This window comes from Xenorhabdus bovienii, from assembly GCF_024721015.1.
GTDB lineage: Bacteria > Pseudomonadota > Gammaproteobacteria > Enterobacterales > Enterobacteriaceae > Xenorhabdus > Xenorhabdus bovienii.
Genome location: NZ_JANAIF010000060.1, coordinates 1 through 22775, shown reverse-complemented (window position 1 = coordinate 22775; position 22775 = coordinate 1). Strand labels below are relative to the sequence as shown.

Genomic DNA, 22775 nt, shown 5'->3' with positions numbered 1-22775 from the left:
AATTGACATATCCGAAATTAAATTCCATTAAATTATTTTCAAATAGATTATAAATCTAAACTAGACAGTTTGGTATATTTTGTCCAGTTTCTAGCCTGAAGAAAGGTCTTAATAGAACCAATATACATCCAATAATGCGCCTTTAAATCTGTATTAATTATTTTTTACAGATTATTATTATTTATCTATTTTATTTCTTTTATATTCAATATCTTAATAAATTTAAAATTACATAAATCACCATAAGAAAAAAGTTAGGAAGCAGGTTAGTTATCCCTCGTGTAAAGGTTAGTTATCCCTCGTGTAAGGAGAATAAAAATGCTGTTTAACCCGGTGACAGGTGAGGAAGTTGAAAGATGCAAGGTGACACCAAAACAAAGAATGCAATTCGTGTCATAGAAGAAAACCCCTTTACTTGGTAAGGGTACTGTCTTTTACAACACGTTCATAAAAAAGTCATGCCATTAAAAAAACAAAGTGCATGTCGGAAAACAAAACGGCGAATCAGGTGTAACAATAGGCGCAAATGGTGAGGTAAAAGCCAAGCCATTATTCAAGCTCCAGGGCAACTATCCTTGATAACGCCATAACTTACTGATTTAAATTGAAAGGATAAGATATGGAAGAAGCTAACCTATTAGTCGGACAACGTATTCAGGCCAAAAGGAAAGAGTTGAGTATGACAGCAACAGCATTGGCGAAAAAAATTGGCATTAGCCAGCAGCAGCTTTCACGTTATGAAACAGGAAAAAATCGGATTAATATAGTTCATCTTGTTGAAATTACTATATTGTTGGATACTCCAATTAGCTGGTTCTTTGAAGATTGTTATAAAGATAAAAAAGAGGGCAGCACAGTCAATAAACTCACTGATCAATATATTCCCATTGCTGAAACAGTTATAGGAAAAGATGGTCGTTAAGTGGGACCAGAGAAACTCGTCAGAAGCCTGCTTTAAGGCCTGATTCAATCTGGCAAAACAGAGGCTTCTGACTCCCCTGATTATTTTATCTACACTCTCAGGGGTTACCCATCACACCAACTATATCCGTAATAAACTGCCTGATACCGTCCCTTACATGTATCAGGTATATTCATTAATTCTAATTTTGTTTCCAAGGAAACAATAAAAGGAACAGAGATGAATAGCCAAACTTCAAGCCGTAATTTAAAAACGATCTTCTACCTGGTGTGCTTCAGTGCTTTTTTAGGCTCGCTGGCACAGAATATTTATACTCCGGTTATCCCTCTCATCAAGGTAGTGTTCAATACTTCGCTACCCTTGGTGAATTTGACAATTTCAGCATTCACGTTTGTTTTGGCCGTGATGCAACTCGTGTATGGCCCGTTGATTGACAGTAAGGGACGAAAAACCGTTTTACTGCCCAGCCTCGTTATCTTCGTTATGGGATCTCTCGGCTGTGCCATGACAACCGATATCTATTGGCTGATCTTCTTTCGGGTTATTCAAGCCATTGGGCTGGGCGCCATTCCCGTTGTTGCGGCGACAATCATTGGCGATCTGTATGAGGGACAGCAACGGGCAAAAGCCATGAGTACCTACCAGATGTTATTGGCTCTGACTCCTGCCGTTGGGCCACTGTTCGGTGGTTATCTGGCTGAATTAAATGGCTATGTTGCCATTTTTCAGTGTCTTGCCATTATTGGTGGTCTGTTAATCATAGGGAATCTGTTTTGGCTGCCAGAGACCAAGCCTGAACTCCCCACACAAAATAAAAAAATGAAGGATCACTTCCATCAAATCCTATCAAATAACATCAGCCAATCTGTGTTTTGTATCAGTTTTATGCTGTTTTACTGTTATTTCTGTCTACTCACTTTTTTACCCATTATTTTAAGTAGTGAGTATCATTTCAGCCCTGCCGATATTGGCTGGATGTTTATTCCTATGTCCCTGGCAATGATTGGCGGCAGTTACAGCTATCGCATGATCCACCAGCATGTTTCCCAAAAAAGAGCGTTAATTATCACTAGCCTATTAAATTTGTTCATAATTTTGATATTTGCCATGACTTATTCAATGAGTATTGCTGTTTTAGTCACAATCACCGTCTTCTATGGTTTCACATTGGGGCTATCGATGCCCACACATGCAACTTTACTAATCTCAGAGTTTGTCGAAGAACGAGCAACCGCAATCGGCCTTTATAATTTCATCAGGTATACAGGGATGTCGGCTGGCCCCATGATTAGCAGTTTTCTGTTATTCGATAATCACTATGAATGGATCTTTATCGCAGGTGCATTGCTATTTGCTCTAGCGATTGGTTTGGCAATCCTCATTCTGAAATCACGCTATCAACCAAACTAGCACCGATTACACAGGGTTTTTGCCCATATCCAAACAAGCCACAAACCACACTGAAACATGCAGACTGAAAACGGCTTAAAGTGCCGACTATGTTAATAGTTATCACATTTTTGATAATCTCAACGAAGGCACGTTATGGCATGATGACAAATATTGTTTAATTCATTTTTAAAAGTGATTTTTATCCTATTTCTCAAATCGTAAAATAGAAAGAACATTATCAATTTTCATTTTTTAGTATTTTTATGATTTAATTATTTAAAATAAAAAAATAATAATGCTATCCATAGTCTCATCAATGTGATCTATTCCTGTATATTCTCGAATACTCCAGATAAAAAATGACACTTCTATTTTTTACTGCCTATACATAAAAAAATTGTTTAAATTATTTCATAAGAAAACGTATTATCTTTAGCTTAGTTTTAAATTTCTATTTATAGATTAATCACACTCTACGTTATTAAAATGTTATTAAAATGTTATTAATGAATTATATTACAGGCTTAAATCAAATAAATCATCGCCATCTGACCAACTCCATCATTTTTAACATTGATAATCACAGAGAACGTATCTGATTTTTCCAAAGATATGTAACAATAATGGAGTATAAAATGGATAACACTGAAAAAGATACAGAAAGCAAATTAGTTTATAACACTGATCCAGGATATCAACATCCAAGCCCTGTTCAGGGTTATGGCAAGGAAGCAACACAAAAAACCTATCAATTAAACGGTTATAATCCGGCAACAAGCACCGATATTTTAACCTATACCCCCACCCGCATGGCTAAGACGGTGTTTAACACCTATAACGATGATGATGAATTCAGTATCGCGTGTTACTTCACGGACTGGGCTCAATATGATGCCAGAGGAACAATAGAATTCCCTACAGATGAACAATTTAAAACTCAAGGCGGGCGCGGTGCCGATTTGACCCGCATTAAAGGTGATTCAACCAATGCCAGCCCCTTTAAGAAATTGATATTCAGTTTTGCCGGCATCGTTGGTGATGAAGGGCCAAAGAAAACCACAATTCTGAGTGCTGCCAAAGGTTGGGGATTCGGAGCCGATGAGGTTGAAACCCTCAAAAATTACACTGGATGGCCTATCCCAATCGACCCATGGGCCGATGTCAGCGCTTACTTTAACTGCGGTTTCGATAGTGGAGCATTCGATCCGTACCCAACAATATATAACCAAGATAAAGCTAAAGGATTACTGGGCGGTTTCAATTCATTGAAAAAGGCCGATCCTAATCTGGAGGTTTCCGTCAGTATCGGCGGCTGGTCAATGAGTGGTGCTTTTTATGACATTTGTCGCAGTGAACCCTATCGTAAACAGTTTATTGATGGAATCAGAGATCTATTCAGTCGTTTCTCAATGTTCAATCATATCGATATTGACTGGGAATACCCCGGCTCTGCGGGAATGGGAAATCAATTTGGTGCAGATGATTACGTCTATTATAAAAAACTGATTGAGGAATTAACGGCAGCCAATATTCCCAATTTACAAGGAATTAGTATTGCGGCTTCAGCCGATCCTAAAAAAATTGATGATGCCCATATTCCAGAACTGATGAAAGCCGGTGTCACTGGCATCAACCTGATGACTTATGATTTCTTTACCTTGGGTGACGGTAAACTTTCTCACCATACCAACCTTTATCGCAACAAAGATGACCAACATTCCAAATATTCTATTGATGATGCCGTTCAGCATTTAATCACTCTGGGTGTTGACAAGAAAAAGATTTTCATTGGTTATGCCGGTTATACGCGCAATGCAAAAGGCGCAGACATTACCAGTAAAAGCCCGCTTCAAGGAAGTTATAACAGCCAGGGCAATATCGTCGGAACTTTCGAATCTGCGGTTATCGAATGGACTGACGTTATCTATAACTATGTTGATTTCGAAAATGGCATAGGTCGTAATGGCTATGAAATCATTCAAGATAGTGTTGCTAAGGCGGATTATCTTTATAACAAAGATCTCAAGGTCTTTATGTCATTGGATACGCCACGCTCAGTCAGAGAAAAAGCCCGCTACGTCAAAGAAAAAGGATTGGGCGGCTTATTTATTTGGTCCGGTGATCAGGATAATGGCCTATTAACCAACGCAGCCCACGAAGGTCTGGGACGTACCGTTAAGAAAAGTGTTATCGATATGTCACCGTTTTATTTCGATAACGATGATCTCCCTTCTTACGATAAACCCAAAGAACCTCAATGTAAGGACTGTGTTTAATCAACATAACGTCTGAAATACAGCATCTAATGGTTATTTGATTAATGACTGTTTGATGATTATGGCCGAATAATTGAAATGGGATAATAAAAATGGACAAGAATCACAATTATTCTGATGAACAGCAGAATATGAAAAAAGTATCACCATTATTGACGGCGGTGGCTGAAATATCATTACCGGAAATACCATCACCGGAAAAATATTCACTCACCACAGTGAAACAGCACAATACCCCACCATCTGTTTTGTTGGTAGATTCACTCAGAAATCTGGGCTATCACTCCATCTTCGATATTGTCAGCCTGTCAAAACAGCGTTTTATTAAACGTCACAATGAATCTCTTGCGGGTCATGCTGAAATCATCTTTGACAAAGCAGTGAGTATGGCTAACCAACTGGTTCAATACTATCGGCAGAACCCGCTCAGACAATACGATGGACAGACTGCGGCTTTCCTGTCAACCACGACAGATAATCAGAACACCAACGAACAAACAGGAAAATTGCCTGATTATAGCGGCCTGTTCCCGGAGCCTTGGGATGACTTCTGTCAGCCGGATGCCATCGAATCCCTTGATAGCCCTGCCAACTATCTGTTGGATCTGTATAAATTTATTCAGCAGATTGAAGTGGATGGCACCAATCAGGCGATTTTGCTGGCAAGCAGGCGGTCGGATATTTCACATCTGATGCTCGATAGCGATGCGCTTTATAAAGAGCTTCCTGCTCTGACCATCGTAAATGATGTGCTGTCTGAAAGCGCCAGAATATATATTAACCAGACAGGGGAAGCCAATAAACCGGTTAATCAGGTATTGGGAGAAACGCGTTTTCCCTTTACGTTGCCCTATAACTTGCCGACTCAGCAGATCAACCGGGGGCTGGCAGAAAGCAAAAATGAATTGGGTACCGTGATCCGGCAAGTCGATACGCATTTCCCGTGGCATACTGAAATTTCAAAATATGACCAGATCTTGCTGGCTTATTCACAGTTGAGCAATGAACAAATCAGCCTACTGACCGAAGCTGCCCCTTTCTCTCAGAACCTGCTGTCACGGGATCAGCTCATCAAAGCCTATTACGGCAGCAGTACGACAGAACTTGTGCCTGACAAAGATATTTCGCGGCATGCTTATATTGTTGCTCAAGATGACAGTGTTGAAGGCCCGATCAAACTGGTCGAAAATTCGCCCAATGCCTACGATAGGATTTCCATCACCTGCAAAAATCAGGCAGACAAAACCATCTCGGTCAAGCTACGGGCAGAAAACGTTCTCACTTACTATCGCGTCAAGGCAAGGATGGAGCCGTTTGACAACTCTCCGCCCTTTAGCCGCCAGTTAAAGCTGACCTATGTGGAAAGCGATAACTCAGACATTGGCAATCTGGATGATGGCCCATACTTTGGTAATATGACCATTTATGCGGCTACCCCCAAAGAAACACCATCAGGTGAAAATCAACCAACCGGGCCAATAGACGGTATTGTGTTTCAGGCAATGAGTTATCGTCTTGCGATTGCCAAATCAGGTACGTCATCTTCCGAATTATCACCGCAGGCGAATGACTTCTTTATCAATAATTATGGTCTTTCAGAAGAAGAAAGCGCCCAGCTTAAGAAGATCGCCATTTTTGGCGACCAAACCGGAACGCAAGTTACTCACATTGAAAATCTATTCAGTAGTGGTAACTACCGGCCTATCGTTTCCCCTAATGCCCATTTTTCCAACCCGATTTTTTTCAACGGACAAAGCACCGCCACCTTCCCGGCCGCTTATCATTATGGCGGGGTTTACATTAATGCCGGACAACAAGATGCTCTGGAAATTATTCGGGCGGATAACGGGCGTGAAATCAAAGCCGTATCCAACTTCCGTTATGATCGGCTGAACCGCTTTGTCCGCTTGCAGCGCTGGCTTGGCCTGCCTTACCACCAGCTTGATCTTTTGCTGGCTTCCGGTATCAAGGCAGAAGCCGATAATCTGGATATGAGCATTACTGACAATGTACTGAAAGAGTTGGGGCTGTTCAGGCATCTCAATAAAAACCTGCTTTTGCTACGCCTGACAAAACCAGAATGGCTCGGTTTGTCAAACAGTAAAACATCAAATTCATTGTCACTGAATGAAATATATCTGTTGACCCGCTATCAAGACTTCGTCAACAACGCCAATCAGAACGAAGACAAGATCCATGACTATTTTTCTTACGCGAACAAGCCGCAAGCCAATGGAAAGGCCGTCAAAGACAATAATGATGAAAGTGAAAAATGTGCAGAAATTCTGGCCGATATTCTGGGCTGGAACGCCGATGAAATTTATCTGGCCTGCACATTGCGAGAATTGACACCCCCGCAGGCCAAAAATTTACCCCATATCGATTGGTTACGCCGATTACAGCAGCTTGCAGTCACGACCAGCCTGTCAGTCAAAACGTTATGGGATGCCAGCACATTAACCCTCAATACTGATTTCAGCCTTTACCAGAGTGTCGGTGAAGCGGTCATGGCGGCGTTAAAAACGCAAGGAGATAACGAGAATGTCTAATTCCATCGAAGCAAAATTACAAGAAGATCTGCGTGATGCGCTCGTTGATTACTATCTTGGGCAAATTGTTCCCAAGGGAAAAAATTTCCAGTTTTATCGCGACAAAATCAAGAACGTCGATGATCTCTATGATTTTCTGCTACTGGATACCCAGGTCTCTTCAAAAGTCATCACATCGCGCGTGTCTCACGTAACCCAATCGATACAGCAGTATATCAACCGTATTGTGCTCAATTTGGAACCGGGTCTTTCCATGACTCAGGAAGAAACCTACGACTGGCAGGAGTTTGCCAACCGTTACGGTTATTGGTCTGCCAATCAGCAACTCAGGTTATACCCCGAAATTTATGTTGATCCTACCTTGCGGCTGACCAAAACCGAGTTTTTCTTCCAATTGGAAAGTGTGCTGAATCAGGGAAAACTGACGGATAACGTCGCTCAGAAGGCGGTCCTTGGTTACCTGAACAATTTTGAAGAAGTCAGTAATCTGGAAATTATTTCGGGTTATGAAGATGGTATTGATCTTGCCAATGACAAAACCTATTTCATTGCTAAAACCCGTACCCAGCCTTATCGCTATTTCTGACGAACACTGGACATGAAACAGCGTAATACGGACTCGAATGAGCTGTATCCAACAGCCTGGAGCGAATGGAAACCTATCAGTGTGCCGTTAGAAAATGCCCGCAATGGCGTTGTCCGTCCGGTCATCATGAATAACCGTCTCTACATAAGCTGGTTTGAAGTCTCAAAAGAAGAAGAGAAAAACAAAAACGACGAAAGCAAGACCATCATTCGATACCGTACCAAGCTCAATCTGGCGCACTTGGGATTTGATGGTACATGGAGCAGCGGCACCACCGTACGCGAAGAGGTGCTTGACCATGCTATGGACAAAATGATTGCCGTGCTCGACCGAACCGGAAAAGAAGACCGTCTGGTACTGGTGGCATTTACCCGTCTTAAAGGAAAAAACAGCGAAGGCCCTTATGACTATGACGTAGTATTCAGTTATATCTGCGATAACATGCTGATGGCCTCCACAGATCTGCCGCCCTCAACCACGAAACTCTCTGACCAAGATGATTATGGTAACAAACTGGTTTGGTTCTTCTTCCGTGAACCCCAGAATGGTGGCATGGATGAATTCAAGCAGCTGATCCTCTATCCCGTCCATATCAATAGAAAGTGGCCGATTGAGAAGGAAAGAACATTTGAGGGCTCACTGGGGAACAAGGAGGATTTCGACCTCAAAGCTGACTATTTGGAAGATTCACTGGATATGTATCTGACCTCCATCTCCACCTACAAATACGATTTCAGCCTGAGCAAAAACATCCTGTACTGCATCTGGCTGGAAGACAAAAATAAAAACAGATGTTGGCTGGATTACAAAGTACTGACAGAAGAGGATTTTAAGCAAGGGAAAATCGAGTTCAGTGTCAGAGTCAAACGGTGTCACAGCGATGACCTCAGCGACATCACGATTGTCACCGGTTTCAGCTTGCCTAAGGCAAATGCCGACGATATCGGCGGCAGAATCAGAGTCATCTTGAGCGTGGGCAGGCGGGTTCGTGAAAAATTCCAGATCAAGCAAACCAAGCAAACCCAATATCTGCAATTCCCTGAAAATCCACCTACTCCCGTTTGGTATGCCGATAAACAAATCCGCTTAAACACCCTGTTCGCCAAGGAACTCGTCAGTAAAGCCAGCCAGAAACTGGATCTGGTGCTCAGTTGGGATACCCAGAACCTGCCTGAAGAGTCGATTTCCGGCAGTGGCGCAGAACCGATTGATCTCAAGGGTGCCAATGGCATCTATTTCTGGGAACTGTTCTTCCATATGCCGTTCATGGTGGCATGGCGTTTCAATGTTGAGCAGCGTTATGAAGAAGCTAACCGCTGGCTCAAGTATATTTTCGATCCTTATGAAAATGAGGATAAGCCGGCTCTGAAACAAGGAAAGCCGCGCTACTGGAACAGCCGCCCATTGATTGATGAACCGAAGAAAAACTACAGCCTGATGCAGCCGAGCGATCCCGATGCAATTGCTTCCGGTGAACCGATACATTATCGCAAGGCGATTTTCTATTTCCTGGTCAGAAACTTGATTGACGACGGTGACATGGAATACCGGAAGCTTCAACCCACGGCAAGGACTATTGCCCGTTTGAGTTATGCAACCGCCAGTTCGCTGCTTGGCCGACGCCCTGATGTGCAATTGGCAAGCTTCTGGCAACCGCTGTCCCTTGAAGATGCTCTCTACCGATATGACAACAGTGAGCTGCGCCAACTGGAGATGCAAAGCCAGCCATTGCCCCATATTCCCGTCGTTCATGACAACACGATCCGCGCCCTTGATAATGAGCTGTTCATGAAGCCGATCAATAATGAACTGACGGAGATTTGGGATCGTATGGAAAACCGGATTTACAATTTACGGCACAACCTGACGCTGGATGGCAAAGAGATCAACATGGCACTCTATGATGAGAAGATCTCGCCACGCGACCTGATGAACCTGCGTTACCAGCGCGTCGTCACTGCCCGCAATGCCAGCCGGATGAATTTCAAAACGCCCAATTACCGTTTTGAACCGATGCTGGCACGTGCCAGAGCAGGCGTTGAAACGCTGATACAGTTTGGCGGCACCTTACTGAGCCTGCTGGAACGCAAGGACAGTTTGAGCTTTGAAAAATTCCAGATGCTCCAGAGTAGTGATCTCTACCGCTTCTCAATCGATCTGCAACAGCAGGAAATCAACATCAATCAAGCCAGCCTTGAGGTTTTGCAGGTCAGTAAAAAATCAGCTCAAGAGCGGCATGAACACTTTAAGGGATTGTATGACGAAAATATTTCGTCAACCGAGCAACAGGTGATTGAACTGCAATCCCAATCCGCTTCAGCGTTGCTGACGGCACAAACTTTGCGTACCGGCGCGGCTGCACTGGATATGCTACCCAATATCTATGGGCTGGCCGTGGGCGGATCGCGCTGGGGAGCTGCACTGAATGCGGCGGCCGAAATGATCATGATCAAACATCAATCTGACAGTATCAAAGCCGATAGTCTGAATGTGTCTGAATCATACCGTCGACGCCGCCAAGAATGGGAAGTGCAATACAAACAGGCGGAATGGGAAGTCAATTCCATTGATCAGCAAATCAATGTCCAAAACCTGCAATTGACTGCTTCCATGAAACGGTTGGCACAGGTTGAGGCGGAACAGCAAAAATCGCTGGCACTGTTGGATTATTACTCCAGCCGCTTTACCAATGAAAGCCTGTACACATGGATGATTAGCCAACTGTCAAACCTGTACCTGCAAGCCTATGATGCCGTTTCATCACTTTGCCTCTCCGCAGAAGCCTCATTGCAGTACGAATTGGATTCAGAGCAGACCTTTATTGAAGGCAGTAGCTGGAATGATCTCTATCAGGGGTTAATGTCCGGTGAAACACTGAAACTGGCGCTGCAAAGAATGGAGCGCGCTTATGTTGAACAAAACTCACGCTTGCAAGAAATCACTAAAACTATCTCTCTCAAGGCATTACGGAAAACAGCATGGGAAAGCGATCTTGCAACCCTGAAACAGCACTCTCCTATTACTTTTAACCTGCAAGAATCAGACTTTGCTAAAGATTACCCTAACCTTGCCAATCGCCGGATCAAATCTGTCTCGGTTTCTCTGCCCATGTTAATCGAGCCTTATGAGGACATTTGCGCCCAACTCTCTCTGGGCGTCAATACCCGCATGGTGAAAGCCGACATCCAGACAATGGAAAAGCTGGTGAAAGAAGGGATTAATGCTGATTCGCCTTATCTGGCACGCAGCATCCATCCCAACCAGCAGATTTCCTTATCCACTGGCATAAACGACAGCGGTATGTTCACACTGAATTTTGATGATGAGCGTTTCCTGCCATTTGAAGGCGCGGGTGTCGAATCAAGTTGGACATTCGGCTTTACCAATAACTCGCAAAATCTCGACAGTCTGACCGATGTGATTCTCCATGTTCGGTATACCGCAAAAATCGGCTCCTCTACATTCGGTAAAGCCGTTCAGAAATTGCTGGTAGAACAAAAAATCACGGACTCATAACCGCACAGGTTCAGCGTGTTACTGGCGATTTTCATGATTAACCAGCCTCCTGAACAGGGGGCTGAACAGGAAAAATTATCGGAGTTTATTAATGACTAACAAATATACTTACACATCATCAAAAGCAATGTCCGATATCAGTGATGTTATTGGTGATCCACTCACTGCCTGGAAACAACAGGAAGGCGGGCGGGTTTATAACGTGATTTTTAATAGCAACGTTTATACCAATACTTACTGGGTTGAACGCTGGCATGTACCGGGTCAATCTGGCCAGGAAAGTTCGCCGCACAATGCCTGGCAGTACGTCCGTGCGGCAACGGCAGAAGAGATCAACGCACATGGTAATCCAACGGAGGGTACGGTAAACCCGACAGAAGAGATTCCATCCCCCGTTCTGCAATCTGACCGATACACGGAAGAGACTTACGAGAAGGTGAAGTACAAACCCGATGGCTCAGGCACAAACCTCTCTTATACCGCGCCCCGTGTCTGTAAACCGATGTATAACCAATATGCGCGTGATCCGGCCAAACCCAAACTTTCTGCTTACATTACGGACTGGTGTCAATATGATGCCCGTCTTGATGACAAGAATGAAAACCCCGAGGATCGCGGCAGAGGCTTTGATCTATCGACGATTGACCCGACCACTTATGACAAATTGATTTTCAGCTTCTTGGGTATTTGTGGGGATATTGGCGTCAAGAAAGAAAAAGTGAATGAAGTCTGGAAAGGCTGGAATTCCCAGACTGACCAGAAAATCACCGAAGGCCATATTGTGCCACTGGACCCTTACGGCGATTTAGGCACCGCCCGTAACGTCGGTCTGCCTGAATCGAGCAAAAATACTTCAATTAATGCAGGGACTTTTCTGCCCTATTATCAGCAGAGTAAAGCGGCGGGTTTGCTGGGCGGATTACGGGAATTACAAAAGCGCGCGCGGGCAGCAGGACACAAACTTGAGCTGGCATTCAGTATCGGGGGCTGGAGTTTATCGAGTTATTTCTCCAAGATGGCAGAAGATAAAAACCAACGTACCGTTTTCATCAAAAGCGTAGTTGATTTTTTTGAACGCTTCCCGATGTTCAGTTGTGTTGACATTGACTGGGAATACCCAGGTGCTGCGGGAGATGTACACAATATTATCAGTGAAGACGACGGCAAAAATTATGCCTTGCTGGTTAAAGATCTGAGAATAGAGCTGGATGAGCAGTTCGGCATAGGCAGTAAAGAAATTTCTATTGCCTGTAGTGGGGTAAAAGCCAAACTTGCTAAGTCAAATATCGCTGAATTAGTTAAAAATGGGCTGGATAATATCTTCCTAATGAGTTACGACTTTTTTGGCACCGGATGGGCCGCCTATATCGGACATCATTCCAACCTCTATTCCCCTAACGAGCCCGATCCTAATGGAGAATATGATCTCTCGGCAGAAGCGGCGATTAATTACCTGCATCAAGATCTCGGTATTCCTCTGAGTATAATTAACTTAGGTTATGCCAACTATGGACGTTCAGGTAAAGGTGCCAAGCTGGAAACGCGTTTGTACGATAAGCCGGGTGATGCTCTGGGCACAATGGAAAAAGGGGCGCCGGAATTTTTCGATATTGTCAATAACTACATGGATAGTGAACATACACTGAGTACAGGAAAAAATGAGTTTGTACTGATGACAGATACCAATGCTGATGCGGATTTCCTGTTCAGTGAAAAACAGGGGCATTTCATCTCACTGGATACTCCCCGCACGGTGAAACAAAAAGGAGAATATGTCACCGAGCATCAACTGGGAGGGATCTTTTCCTGGTCTGGTGATCAGGATTGCGGTCTGTTGGCCAATGCCGCCAGAGAAGGTATGGGATATATCGCCAAATCTAATCATGAAACTATCGATATGGGGCCGTTGTATAATCCGGGGAAATCCTACTATTTAAAATCGCTCCGTGAATTGAAATCTTCGCGCTAGACCTTGATTCATTGATAAACGCCAGTACTAATATGCTGGCGTAATTCGGTTTTAATTTATCGTATTTTGTTGTGATTGCTCTAAAATATTTAATTCTGGCAAATGCATTTTGCACCAAATGTCGATAATGATATAAGCCTTTATCAATATACTTATCGGATTGTGTGAGCCACTTAATTGAATTATTATTTAATTATATCTATCGATTGAAGTTGGTCATAAAATCAGATTCATAATCATTGTCACAAAAAGACAAATTCAACGCTGAAACGATTTTATCTGTATTCTCTTCTGAGATATGTAGCAGCCCTATGCAACTGTCAAAATGGGATTTATTGCTGTACCGCCTGCAAAATAACATTCAGCATCTTCGATAAAATCGGCATCAATAGATTCAAGAATACGCGCTATCTTGGCGTGATGTTCCAGCCGATATTTATACATTTAAAATACCGCCGCCGTATTCTTTTACCAATTTATCGATTAGCGCCTTCTCATGCGGTTCCAGCGCCTCTGGCTCTACATATTTCCAGTTGCGCTCATAAAAGGCTAAAGCTTCCTTTTCATCTAATTCAGCGTCATCTTTTAGATACCATGCGATCTGCTTCATTTGAGGATAATCAGCAACGTGCAACATAATTTCCTCCGTTAGGTTCTATTGTGCATATGTATGTAGTATAGCGCTTTTTATCAGCAACATCCAACACTGAATAAATACATAATTAACTGATATTAAACAGAATAATATATATTACAAAGAGCAGCTATGGTTTAGAATATCTATGTATAATGTCACTAAAGCAGATACCAAAGAGCCAGATTAAACCTACCTTATTCGCTAAGTCGTTTGTTCAAGTCGCGCGCAAGAATCTATAAATGAACTGCCAGCCTTCACCATGTACTTTGCCATAGTCCACGTGGGCAATCCCACACATTGTCTGACATAACATTACAAAAAGTGGGCTAATTCATGTGTAATAATACCTACTGTTTATTATAATTACTTGAAAATATTTCCTTGTGTACTAGACTTTAAATTAGAAACTAATTCATCGATTTATAATAATGTTGGAATAGCTTTTAGTTTGTAGCAGATCGCCTTAAAAAAGGCGAATATGACAGAATTATTTTACATCAATATAAAAATAAATTTTTATCACTAAAAAAACTAATTTTTATTTATAATAAATCTATAAATTATGTTTCTATTATATTATTAAAAATTTAAATAGATATTTAATATCCTGATAATTTTTTATTCTTTATACTAAGGGTGAATTTTATGAAAGATACTAAATTGGTATTGCCAGATGAACTTAAAACTGAGGCTATAAAGGCTTTCTGTGATTCAATGAGTGGTAAAAGTTCATCTAAAAATATTGATAAAACAATCAAAATGATGTTCGATAAAAATGATGAACATTTGTTTGGTGCATCAGTATCTATAATAAGTGAAATCATTCATTATAATGTCACGGCAACACTTGACGATGGTACCAAAAAATTTTCGGGAGGAGCTTGGGGAGTAAGTACAGCAGGTTACGCAGATTATTGGTCGGGGACTATAACGACTGCAAATCCTACTGATCTTTTTGCGAAAACAGTTCATTTTTGGGCTTATACATGGACATTTGCGGGTAAACTTATATTTCAGGATAGTGCCTATTATCCGTTGGGAGACTTTATGGGAAAGGGACTTGGCACCCTTACAGGCCTAGCTGAGGGCGATGGTGATTGGAATCCGTGATTAAGCAGTCACTTTTTTAATCATAATTTGATAACGTCTAAATTGAATTTACAGGGTGATTATGAGATTTGAACAATCACCCTGGATTTTTATTTATCCACATATCCAATAAGTTAATTGGCCATTGTACGACAAGTCAATTTAATAAGTCAGTAATGCTAATATTCTGGATTTCAATTCAGCTTGATTTTTTATTACCTTGCTTTCCGCAGGATGAACAAAAAACAAAGTGACCAATCCATCGAACAATTCCTCCATAGATGAGCGAGGCAATCTGTTTTTTTGAACCCAGTTAGCGGGGACAAGTTCGTTGAGGGAAATCTTTTCTGGCAATTATCCGCCAAGATAAGCACTCCGAACGGCTTCATTGGCTAACAGCGCGGCTCCGCGATCTTCCAGAACAATATGGCCATTCTCCAGCACATAGCCGCGATCGGCCAATTTCAATGCCTGATTAGCATTCTGTTCAACCAGAAAAATCGTCATACCTTCATCGCGCAATTGTTGGATGGTGTCAAAAATCTGCATGATGATAATCGGAGCCAATCCCAACGAGGGTTCATCCAGCAATAATAATTGAGGCTGGCTCATCAGCGCCCGGCCAATCGCCAGCATCTGCTGTTCACCGCCAGACATCGTACCTGAACGCTGGCTGCGCCGCTCAAGTAAACGGGGGAAGAGCTGGTAAACCCGGGTAATACGCTCATGGTATTGCTGCTTATTCGCAAAAAATCCCCCCATCGCCAGATTTTCTTCTACTGTCATGCGGGCAAATACCCGCCGCCCTTCCGGTACGATGGCAATCGCTTCACGCATGATACGTGCCGTCTGCCATTGAGTAATCTCGTTGCCCCGAAAGATAATGCAGCCTTCCGTTGCCCTTGGCTCACCACACAAGGTACTGAGCAAAGTGGTTTTTCCTGCCCCATTGGCGCCAATCAGGGTGACGATTTCCCCTTGCTGAATGTTCAGGCTGACTTGGTGCAGCGCCTGTATTTTGCCGTAATGAGAGGATACTTGATTAAACTCCAACATGTTAATAGGCCTCACCCAAATAGGCTTTAATCACTTCCGGGTTATGACGGATCTCTTCCGGACGCCCTTGTGCCAAGGGCGCGCCCTGATTCACAACGTAAATACGATCTGAAATTCCCATCACCAGTTTCATATCATGCTCAATCAGCAAAATAGCAACCTGATACTGCGTTCTTAATTCTACAATTAAGGCATCCAACGCTTCCGTCTCTTTCGGGTTAAGTCCTGCGGCGGGTTCATCCAGCATTAATATTTCCGGGCGTGTCACCATACAACGGGCTATCTCCAAGCGGCGCTGCTGCCCATAAGCCAGATTACCCGCCTGACGGTTTGCCAGTGGCAGCAATCCAACCCGTTCCAGCCAGATAGCTGCGCTGTTAAGCGCCTCAGCTTCCGCTCGTCGGAATGCCGGTGTTTTCAATAAACCCGCAAAAATACTGTTTTTGAGAAATCGATGTTGGGCAACCAACAGATTTTCAATGACGGTCATTTCACGAAACAGTCTGACATGCTGAAAGGTGCGGATAACGCCCAACCGGGCAATTTCTTGCCCAGACAAACCTTCGAGGTGTTTTTCCCGCAGTTTTATCATGCCGCAGGTTGGCCGGTAAAAACCAGTCAGACAATTGAATATCGTGGTCTTTCCTGCCCCATTGGAACCAATCAGAGAAACGATTTCACCTTGGTTCAAGGCCAGCTCTACGTTATCAACTGCGAGCAAACCACCGAAGCGCATAGTCAGGCCTGAGACCTGTAATAAAGGGGTCGCATTCATGCTTTGTGGTCTCTCTGTTCAGTACTTAATTCAAGCTGACGACGTTTCATCGGCAATAATCCCTGTGGCCGCCAGATCATCATCAACACCATCAAGGCCCCCAGCAGCAGCATGCTGTATTCGTTCAAATCACGCATCATTTCACGGGAGACCACTAATATGATGGCAGACAGGATCACTGCGGTCTGAGATCCCATTCCTCCCAGCACAACAACCGCCAGAACAAAAGCAGATTCAGCAAAAGTAAAAGATTCTGGGCTGATGAAGCCCTGTCTGGCCGCAAATAAGGTGCCAGCAATGCCAGCAAAAGCTGCACTGATGGTCAATGCGGTCAGTTTAATGCGCGTCGGGCTAAGTCCCAGTGAACGGCAGGCAATTTCATCTTCACGCAGGGCTTCCCAAGCGCGTCCCAATGGCATCCGCAACAGGCGATGAATGACAAACAGCGTCATTACCACAAGTAGCAAAGCCACCAAGTAGAGGAAAATGATCCGGTCACTGGGATCGTATTTCAACCCGAAGAAGTGATGGAAAGTATCCCAACCGCCCTCTTTGACGCTACGGTTAAATTCTAATCCGAATAGGGTAGGTTTAGGAATTTGGCTAATGCCGTTTGGCCCACCGGTGATTTCTGTATTGTTCAGCAATAGGATACGGACGATTTCCCCAAAGCCCAGTGTGACAATCGCCAGATAATCGCCCCGCAATCGCAGAACCGGAAAACCCAGCAGCAACCCGAACAATGCCGCAGTCAAACCCGCCAGTGGCAGGCTCTGCCAGAATCCCAAACCGTAATAGTGGTTCAATAACGCATAGGTATAAGCCCCAATCGCATAAAAACCGGCATAGCCCAATACCAATAGCCCTGACAGACCGACCACAACATTCAGCCCCAAGCCGAGCATGACATAAATCAGGGTCAGCGTGGCAATATCGACGCTACCGCGCGAAACCACAAAAGGCCAAATAATGGCGGCGGCAACAATGAGTACCCCCAGTAATTGCTGTTTTCGGGTTGATCCATCCAAATCAGCTAACTTCCGGCTTTTTGACGGGATCTTCTGTACTGCCTGCTGGATCATGGGGCGACATAATTGAAATAGAAAAACGATCGCACAATCTATGGCAATCCACATCCAGCGCACTTCGTCAGCACGCTGCACCACAAGTTTTGTGCCTTGCAGTGACAATTGCATGCCCATCATGAAAGCCGCCAAGATAAACAGCGTTACCGTAGCGATAATCGCATTAATCCAGTTGGCCAGTTTCATACTTTTTCTACCTCCGGACGACCTAAAATTCCGGTCGGCATCACCAACAATACGCCAATCAGCAAAGCGAATGACACGACATCTTTATATTCCGTACTTAAGTAAGCTGAGGTCAGTGCTTCCGATACGCCAAGGATCAATCCCCCCAGCATCGCTCCCGGAATACTGCCGATACCGCCCAGCACAGCCGCGGTAAAGGCTTTCATCCCTGCCATAAAGCCGATATAAGGATTAATCACACCATAGAACTGCCCCAGCAACACCCCTGCCACCGCCGCCATTACTGCACCAATGACAAAAGTCATGGAAATCACGCGATCAGTATTAATGCCCAGCAAACTCGCCATTTTCAGATCTTCAGCGCAGGCACGGCAGGCTCGTCCCATGCGGGAGTAGCGGATAAACAATGTCAGTACCAACATAGCTACGATTGTGACGATCCAGATGGTTAGCTGCATTGCGGTCACACTGGCAGCAAAACCGTTGCTTTCTCCTAATGTCCACTGCCCGCTGATCAAACCGGGCAGAGCCAGATCACGGGAGCCCTGCGAGAGACTGACGTAATTTTGCAGAAATATCGACATACCGATGGCAGAGATCAGGGCGATCAAACGCTTGGAATGACGCACAGGCCGATAGGCGACGCGTTCAATGCTCCAGCCATAGGCGCTCGCAATGATGATCGAAGCCAAAAATGCAGTGGCAATCAGCAACCAGCCGACATCAATACCCATCATCATCAGGGCGGCAATCACAATAAAAGAGAGGTAACTGCCTATCATATAAACTTCACCGTGGGCAAAGTTGATCATTCCGATAATGCCATAAACCATGGTGTAACCGATGGCAATCAACGCATAGGTACTGCCAAGAGTCAGGCCGTTCAGCATCTGCTGAATAAAATAAAGAATGTGTTCTGACATAAGACACCTCTCTGAAAAATCGCCCCTGCGCCAAGACAGGGGCTAAAGGCGATGTAAAAGCCTATTTTTTTATTTTGCTGCTGTGGATGTCCCATCGGCATGCCACTCAAATACACCAAATTCGAAGCCTTTCAGGTCACCTTTTGCATCCCAGCTCAGGCTCCCCATTGCGGTATCAACGGGATTAGCTTTCAAATCTGCCGCCAGTTCAGCGGGTTCGGCGCTGCCAGTGCGTTTCATGGCTGTACTCAGAGATTGCAAGGCAGCATAAGTTGTCCAGACAAACGGGCCTGTTGGATCTTGTTTTTTCGCCCTGATGGCATCAACGACAGCTTTGTTCGCCGGAACCTGATCGTAACGTTTTGGTAGTGTTACCAACATGCCTTCCGACGCGGCTCCAGCAATATTGGACAGTGACGTGTTACCCACGCCCTCCGGCCCCATAAAACGGGCTGTCAAACCTGCTTGTTTTGCCTGACGCAGGATTTGCCCCATTTCAGGGTAGTAACCACCGAAGTAAACAAAATCAACGTTCTCTTTTTTCAGGCGGGCAACCAGTGCCGAGAAATCTTTATCGCCCGCGGTCACGCCTTCAAACAAGACGGCAGTGATACCGGCTTTTTTCAGACTATCGCGCACGGAACGCGCCAGCCCTTCTCCGTATTGTTGTTTGTCATGAACGATAGCCAGACGCTGTGGTTTGATGCTATTGCCAATAAATGTAGCGGCAGTCGGTCCCTGATCAGAATCCAGCCCCGTGGTACGCAGGATCGTCTGATAGCCACGGGTTGTCAGATCGGCATTGGTTGCCGCTGGGGTGATCATCATCACGCCTTCATCTTCATAAATATCAGAAGCGGGCTGTGTCGAGGAGGAACATAGATGGCCGATGACATAACGGATATTATCGTTAATAATTTTGTTCGCGACTGCAACGGCTTGTTTTGGGTCACAGGCATCATCGTATTCCACACCGACCAGCTTATCGCCATTGATACCGCCTTTGGCATTGATATCTGCAATAGCCTGACGTGCTCCTGTAAATTGCATATCACCATATTGAGCTACCGACCCCGACATCGCCCCCACGACTGCGACTTTGATCTCTTCTGCCCACACGGACTGGCTTATCGCCATCGCGATAAAACCTGCCAGAACTGTTTTCGTTTTTGATACCTTCATCTGGTTATCCCCGCTTTATGATTAGTTTGTTGTGTTTATTTTTTTAGATGTTTCATTATCTTAGGCTGATAAATGTCGTTTCTTGCCAGTGATGAATGAATCATGGTTTTTTATTAATAAGATTTTATTTATCATGATATTAAACAGGAATTTTATCCTGTAAATCAAATCAACGAGGCAGTAAAAAGCATTAATAATAGAATAAAATAAGGGGGTAATTGCTTGTGTTTTGTTCAAAGAATGGTGTGATGTGCTACTGATATGTGATAGGCACAATTTTTAACTCGGAAAATTCATGCTATTAAAAATATTTTTCCAATAATTTTGGAAAAATTGATATAACTTACCGAAATAGTTAAGTTTATCCAATTTATACAGTAGATTATAGAAAATTAACAATTAAACACGCTATGATTTCATTCACTCTGAATAAGATTTATAAATAAGAGAGGCGTACAACGCCTCTTTTTCCTTAACACTTATTTTAAAACTGTGAATAATAGCGTTATCATCATAATAGCCACAGTCAACATAAGAACTTTCTTTATTATATTTTCGCTTGTATTAATTGCCTGAATACTCCCGATATGATTGTCAATCAGGCTTATTATTGGAATACCTATGAGAAAAATTATATACGTTTTTGCGTTATTTACAGTTTGGCTAAATTTAATGCCAAACGCCTGATGATAGCCAGAAATTCAACCTCATTCCTATCATGAACTCCTCATACATCTTCTTGATAAACCACATCCAGTAACCAATGAAGACTATTTTCAATGCGCCAGTGCTCACGGGTTGATGCACCAATAAATTCAGGGGTGATGTCAGGCGAAGACAGATAAAAAGACGTATCCACCGTATTTAATTTCTTATCTTTCCGATGCCTTCTTATAGCGTATCAACATAAAATAATAACTAGGGTGGTTACTTCCTTATTCACCATAAGAAAATTTCAAAATATTATAAACCAACTCTGATTCTCTCAATCTAAAATTAGGTAATAGAAAATTATAAATCATCTTTATTTTTTTAAAATTGGCCTAATAAACGAATTTAATTTCGTTATCCTTAGCCATACAAAACAATCACATATAATAATTATATATAAATGATAATAAAGTAACGATTTACAATATAATTTTTTTAAACTTTAAAATTAGCACCGAGATAATTATAGTATTTTTCGGTGCTATTTTTTCTGGAATAAAAATATAACTCACTGTATTAATATTTTTTTCCAACGATTATTTAGGATCAGTCACACCTTTCGGAGGCCCAAGCCTATCCAATTCAGCTAAGATTGCCGTAATCTGAGTTTCCAAATCTGCTGGTTTTATTTGCTTACGAAACCACGGTAATCGCTCTTGACGTTTAAAATCAACTGAACTGACAGCCTCTTTTCCTTGTAATAAATATTTTGACATAAATGCAAAAATATAAGCTTTATCCTCGTCTGAGTTGAAAAGGCTAAGATAAGGGATAAAAAACTGATATGTCAGTTCATTCTTTTCGTTCAGCCCATAACATTTGAAATGCAAAATATTATTAGCAAACGCTACGCCTAATTCTTTATAGCGAGATACATACACCTTCCCTTTTTTCCAAGTATAAAAAAGTTGCCTTTCATGATCAATAATGAAATTTGCAGGCTTACGTAATCTCAAAAAGATGCTGATAATAAGAATATTGGCACTAAGGAAAAATAATCCGAAACTTGCATCTATAATCAGATATCGCCTAGCCCTTTCTTCACCATAAAAACTATCTTTATAATATTTAATATAGAGATATTCTAATAAAGATACCTTTTTGTCATCTGATATAATCTGTAATGATTTAGTATATGCAGGTGCATTAGGATTTAAATAAAATTGCTCTCCATAGCTTTTTTTTGCATCTTTTAAGAACCAAAGATAATCTTCTTCATTAGCTTTCCATACTTTAACAAAATTATTAATGAAAAAACAAAACCCTAACATAAACCCAACAAACACAGGTATTATAACTTCTTTTCTTGCTCTGATAAGATTATGACGAAAATGACACTCCTTGCTATTTATTGCATCCAAAAATCCTGCACGTTTTACGGTTTTATTATCCTGCAGAATTAGCTTTTCCTCTAGAACAGGATCACCAAATGTAGATAATGGCTCTGTTGGAGGTGTCTTCACTCTAAAAATTTTCTTGAATATTCTTTTAATTAATATACTCATTTAACGTAATACCTCATCTTCATATCCATAAACCGCATTTTCCAACGTTGGCTCTTTTCCCCATTTATAGTGAAGAGGAGAAACAGTATCTTCTGCTGGCTTATAATACCAAAAAATTTTCATATACTCAGAATATTGCTTATCTACCTCTACGGTTAGTGTAGTTAAACCACTTTCCTCATCAAAAATTAGGTTTTCACGATTTTTACGAGCAATATTTATTGCTTTATCAAAATTATCTTTCGCCACAGAATAATGATGTCTGCTATAACTACGTTCAGTTATTGAAGCATCAGGATCACTATAGCCATCTGACAAACCAGATGGAATGACTTCATGATATATACCCATCGTAATTGAAGATACTTGATTTTTCATTCGTATCAGATCAAGATCGCGCCCATGACAATTACTCT

Annotated in this window: 16 protein-coding genes and 3 pseudogenes; 8 read left to right on the top strand and 11 right to left on the bottom strand. The window is 42.6% G+C overall.

The window, feature by feature from the left end; all coding sequences use genetic code 11:
* Positions 1-619: 619 nt before the first annotated feature.
* From NXS07_RS14665 to NXS07_RS14635, 7 genes and pseudogenes are all read left to right on the top strand, one after another.
* A complete protein-coding gene (locus tag NXS07_RS14665) occupies positions 620-922 on the top strand; it encodes a helix-turn-helix domain-containing protein (RefSeq protein ID WP_038194221.1) in 303 nt (100 codons plus the stop codon).
* A 219-nt stretch (positions 923-1141) separates the two neighbouring features.
* Complete coding sequence (locus NXS07_RS14660) at positions 1142-2332, top strand: MFS transporter (protein WP_046335778.1); 1191 nt, start codon at positions 1142-1144, stop codon at positions 2330-2332.
* Between the two features lie 617 nt (positions 2333-2949).
* Positions 2950-4590: a glycosyl hydrolase family 18 protein gene (locus tag NXS07_RS14655; protein WP_258087024.1), complete on the top strand. Its 1641-nt coding sequence runs from the start codon at positions 2950-2952 to the stop codon at positions 4588-4590.
* Between the two features lie 92 nt (positions 4591-4682).
* Positions 4683-7139 (top strand): Tc toxin subunit A, encoded by a 2457-nt coding sequence (locus tag NXS07_RS14650; RefSeq protein WP_258087023.1) that lies wholly within the window; start codon positions 4683-4685, stop codon positions 7137-7139.
* Positions 7132-8004, top strand: a pseudogene (locus NXS07_RS14645) (neuraminidase-like domain-containing protein); the annotation flags it as partial. The gene NXS07_RS14650 and the pseudogene NXS07_RS14645, both read left to right, overlap by 8 nt.
* Positions 8005-8028: 24 nt before the next feature.
* Entirely contained in the window at positions 8029-11241 is a 3213-nt protein-coding gene (locus NXS07_RS21615; RefSeq protein ID WP_308686619.1) for a Tc toxin subunit A-related protein, read from the top strand.
* Positions 11242-11332: 91 nt separating this feature from the next.
* Positions 11333-13210, top strand: coding sequence for a glycosyl hydrolase family 18 protein (locus tag NXS07_RS14635; protein ID WP_258087022.1), 1878 nt, complete (start codon positions 11333-11335; stop codon positions 13208-13210).
* A gap of 16 nt (positions 13211-13226) precedes the next feature.
* On the opposite strand, the pseudogene NXS07_RS14630 reads toward NXS07_RS14635, so the two are convergent.
* The 3 genes and pseudogenes from NXS07_RS14630 to NXS07_RS14620 all read right to left on the bottom strand — a co-directional run.
* Positions 13227-13358, bottom strand: a pseudogene (locus tag NXS07_RS14630) (IS5/IS1182 family transposase); the annotation flags it as partial.
* A 161-nt stretch (positions 13359-13519) separates the two neighbouring features.
* Positions 13520-13654 (bottom strand): hypothetical protein, encoded by a 135-nt coding sequence (locus NXS07_RS14625; protein ID WP_258087021.1) that lies wholly within the window; start codon positions 13652-13654, stop codon positions 13520-13522.
* A complete protein-coding gene (locus NXS07_RS14620; protein WP_038188583.1) occupies positions 13647-13847 on the bottom strand; it encodes a hypothetical protein in 201 nt (66 codons plus the stop codon). Before NXS07_RS14620 ends, NXS07_RS14625 begins: the two co-directional genes overlap by 8 nt.
* 645 nt (positions 13848-14492) lie before the next feature.
* Here NXS07_RS14620 and NXS07_RS14615 point away from each other — a divergent pair.
* The gene (locus NXS07_RS14615; protein ID WP_038209011.1) at positions 14493-14957 is read left to right on the top strand and encodes a VapA/VapB family virulence-associated protein; all 465 of its coding nucleotides are present in this window, start codon (positions 14493-14495) and stop codon (positions 14955-14957) included.
* 333 nt (positions 14958-15290) lie between these two features.
* Here NXS07_RS14615 and livF read toward each other — a convergent pair whose 3' ends face one another.
* From livF to NXS07_RS14575, 8 genes and pseudogenes are all read right to left on the bottom strand, one after another.
* Positions 15291-15992, bottom strand: a complete 702-nt coding sequence (livF, locus tag NXS07_RS14610) for a high-affinity branched-chain amino acid ABC transporter ATP-binding protein LivF (protein ID WP_038222572.1) — start codon at positions 15990-15992, stop codon at positions 15291-15293.
* Position 15993: 1 nt separating this feature from the next.
* Complete coding sequence (gene livG, locus NXS07_RS14605) at positions 15994-16767, bottom strand: high-affinity branched-chain amino acid ABC transporter ATP-binding protein LivG (RefSeq protein WP_258087020.1); 774 nt, start codon at positions 16765-16767, stop codon at positions 15994-15996.
* Complete coding sequence (locus NXS07_RS14600) at positions 16764-18038, bottom strand: high-affinity branched-chain amino acid ABC transporter permease LivM (protein ID WP_258087019.1); 1275 nt, start codon at positions 18036-18038, stop codon at positions 16764-16766. Before NXS07_RS14600 ends, livG begins: the two co-directional genes overlap by 4 nt.
* Positions 18035-18961, bottom strand: coding sequence for a high-affinity branched-chain amino acid ABC transporter permease LivH (gene livH / locus NXS07_RS14595; protein ID WP_238126879.1), 927 nt, complete (start codon positions 18959-18961; stop codon positions 18035-18037). The genes NXS07_RS14600 and livH overlap by 4 nt, the downstream gene beginning before the upstream one ends.
* Before the next feature lie 69 nt (positions 18962-19030).
* Positions 19031-20143, bottom strand: coding sequence for a branched-chain amino acid ABC transporter substrate-binding protein (locus tag NXS07_RS14590; protein WP_258087018.1), 1113 nt, complete (start codon positions 20141-20143; stop codon positions 19031-19033).
* Positions 20144-20798: 655 nt separating this feature from the next.
* Positions 20799-21041: pseudogene (locus tag NXS07_RS14585) on the bottom strand (ISAs1 family transposase); the annotation flags it as partial.
* Between the two features lie 349 nt (positions 21042-21390).
* Positions 21391-22359 (bottom strand): hypothetical protein, encoded by a 969-nt coding sequence (locus NXS07_RS14580; protein WP_258087017.1) that lies wholly within the window; start codon positions 22357-22359, stop codon positions 21391-21393.
* Positions 22360-22775: hypothetical protein (locus NXS07_RS14575; protein ID WP_258087016.1), on the bottom strand; the 416-nt coding region annotated here is incomplete at its 5' end. It abuts the gene before it with no gap.

Excerpts from the sequence above, each read along its gene's own strand:
- NXS07_RS14580 (WP_258087017.1), bottom strand. The coding sequence starts at position 22,359 with ATGAGTATATTAATTAAAAGAATATTCAAGAAAATTTTTAGAGTGAAG.
- NXS07_RS14665 (WP_038194221.1), top strand. The coding sequence starts at position 620 with ATGGAAGAAGCTAACCTATTAGTCGGACAACGTATTCAGGCCAAAAGG.
- livF (WP_038222572.1), bottom strand. The coding sequence starts at position 15,992 with ATGTTGGAGTTTAATCAAGTATCCTCTCATTACGGCAAAATACAGGCG.
- NXS07_RS14625 (WP_258087021.1), bottom strand. The coding sequence starts at position 13,654 with ATGTATAAATATCGGCTGGAACATCACGCCAAGATAGCGCGTATTCTT.
- NXS07_RS14635 (WP_258087022.1), top strand. The coding sequence starts at position 11,333 with ATGACTAACAAATATACTTACACATCATCAAAAGCAATGTCCGATATC.
- livH (WP_238126879.1), bottom strand. The coding sequence starts at position 18,961 with ATGTCAGAACACATTCTTTATTTTATTCAGCAGATGCTGAACGGCCTG.
- NXS07_RS14615 (WP_038209011.1), top strand. The coding sequence starts at position 14,493 with ATGAAAGATACTAAATTGGTATTGCCAGATGAACTTAAAACTGAGGCT.
- NXS07_RS21615 (WP_308686619.1), top strand. The coding sequence starts at position 8,029 with ATGGACAAAATGATTGCCGTGCTCGACCGAACCGGAAAAGAAGACCGT.
- NXS07_RS14655 (WP_258087024.1), top strand. The coding sequence starts at position 2,950 with ATGGATAACACTGAAAAAGATACAGAAAGCAAATTAGTTTATAACACT.
- livG (WP_258087020.1), bottom strand. The coding sequence starts at position 16,767 with ATGAATGCGACCCCTTTATTACAGGTCTCAGGCCTGACTATGCGCTTC.
- NXS07_RS14660 (WP_046335778.1), top strand. The coding sequence starts at position 1,142 with ATGAATAGCCAAACTTCAAGCCGTAATTTAAAAACGATCTTCTACCTG.
- NXS07_RS14590 (WP_258087018.1), bottom strand. The coding sequence starts at position 20,143 with ATGAAGGTATCAAAAACGAAAACAGTTCTGGCAGGTTTTATCGCGATG.
- NXS07_RS14650 (WP_258087023.1), top strand. The coding sequence starts at position 4,683 with ATGGACAAGAATCACAATTATTCTGATGAACAGCAGAATATGAAAAAA.
- NXS07_RS14600 (WP_258087019.1), bottom strand. The coding sequence starts at position 18,038 with ATGAAACTGGCCAACTGGATTAATGCGATTATCGCTACGGTAACGCTG.
- NXS07_RS14620 (WP_038188583.1), bottom strand. The coding sequence starts at position 13,847 with ATGTTGCACGTTGCTGATTATCCTCAAATGAAGCAGATCGCATGGTAT.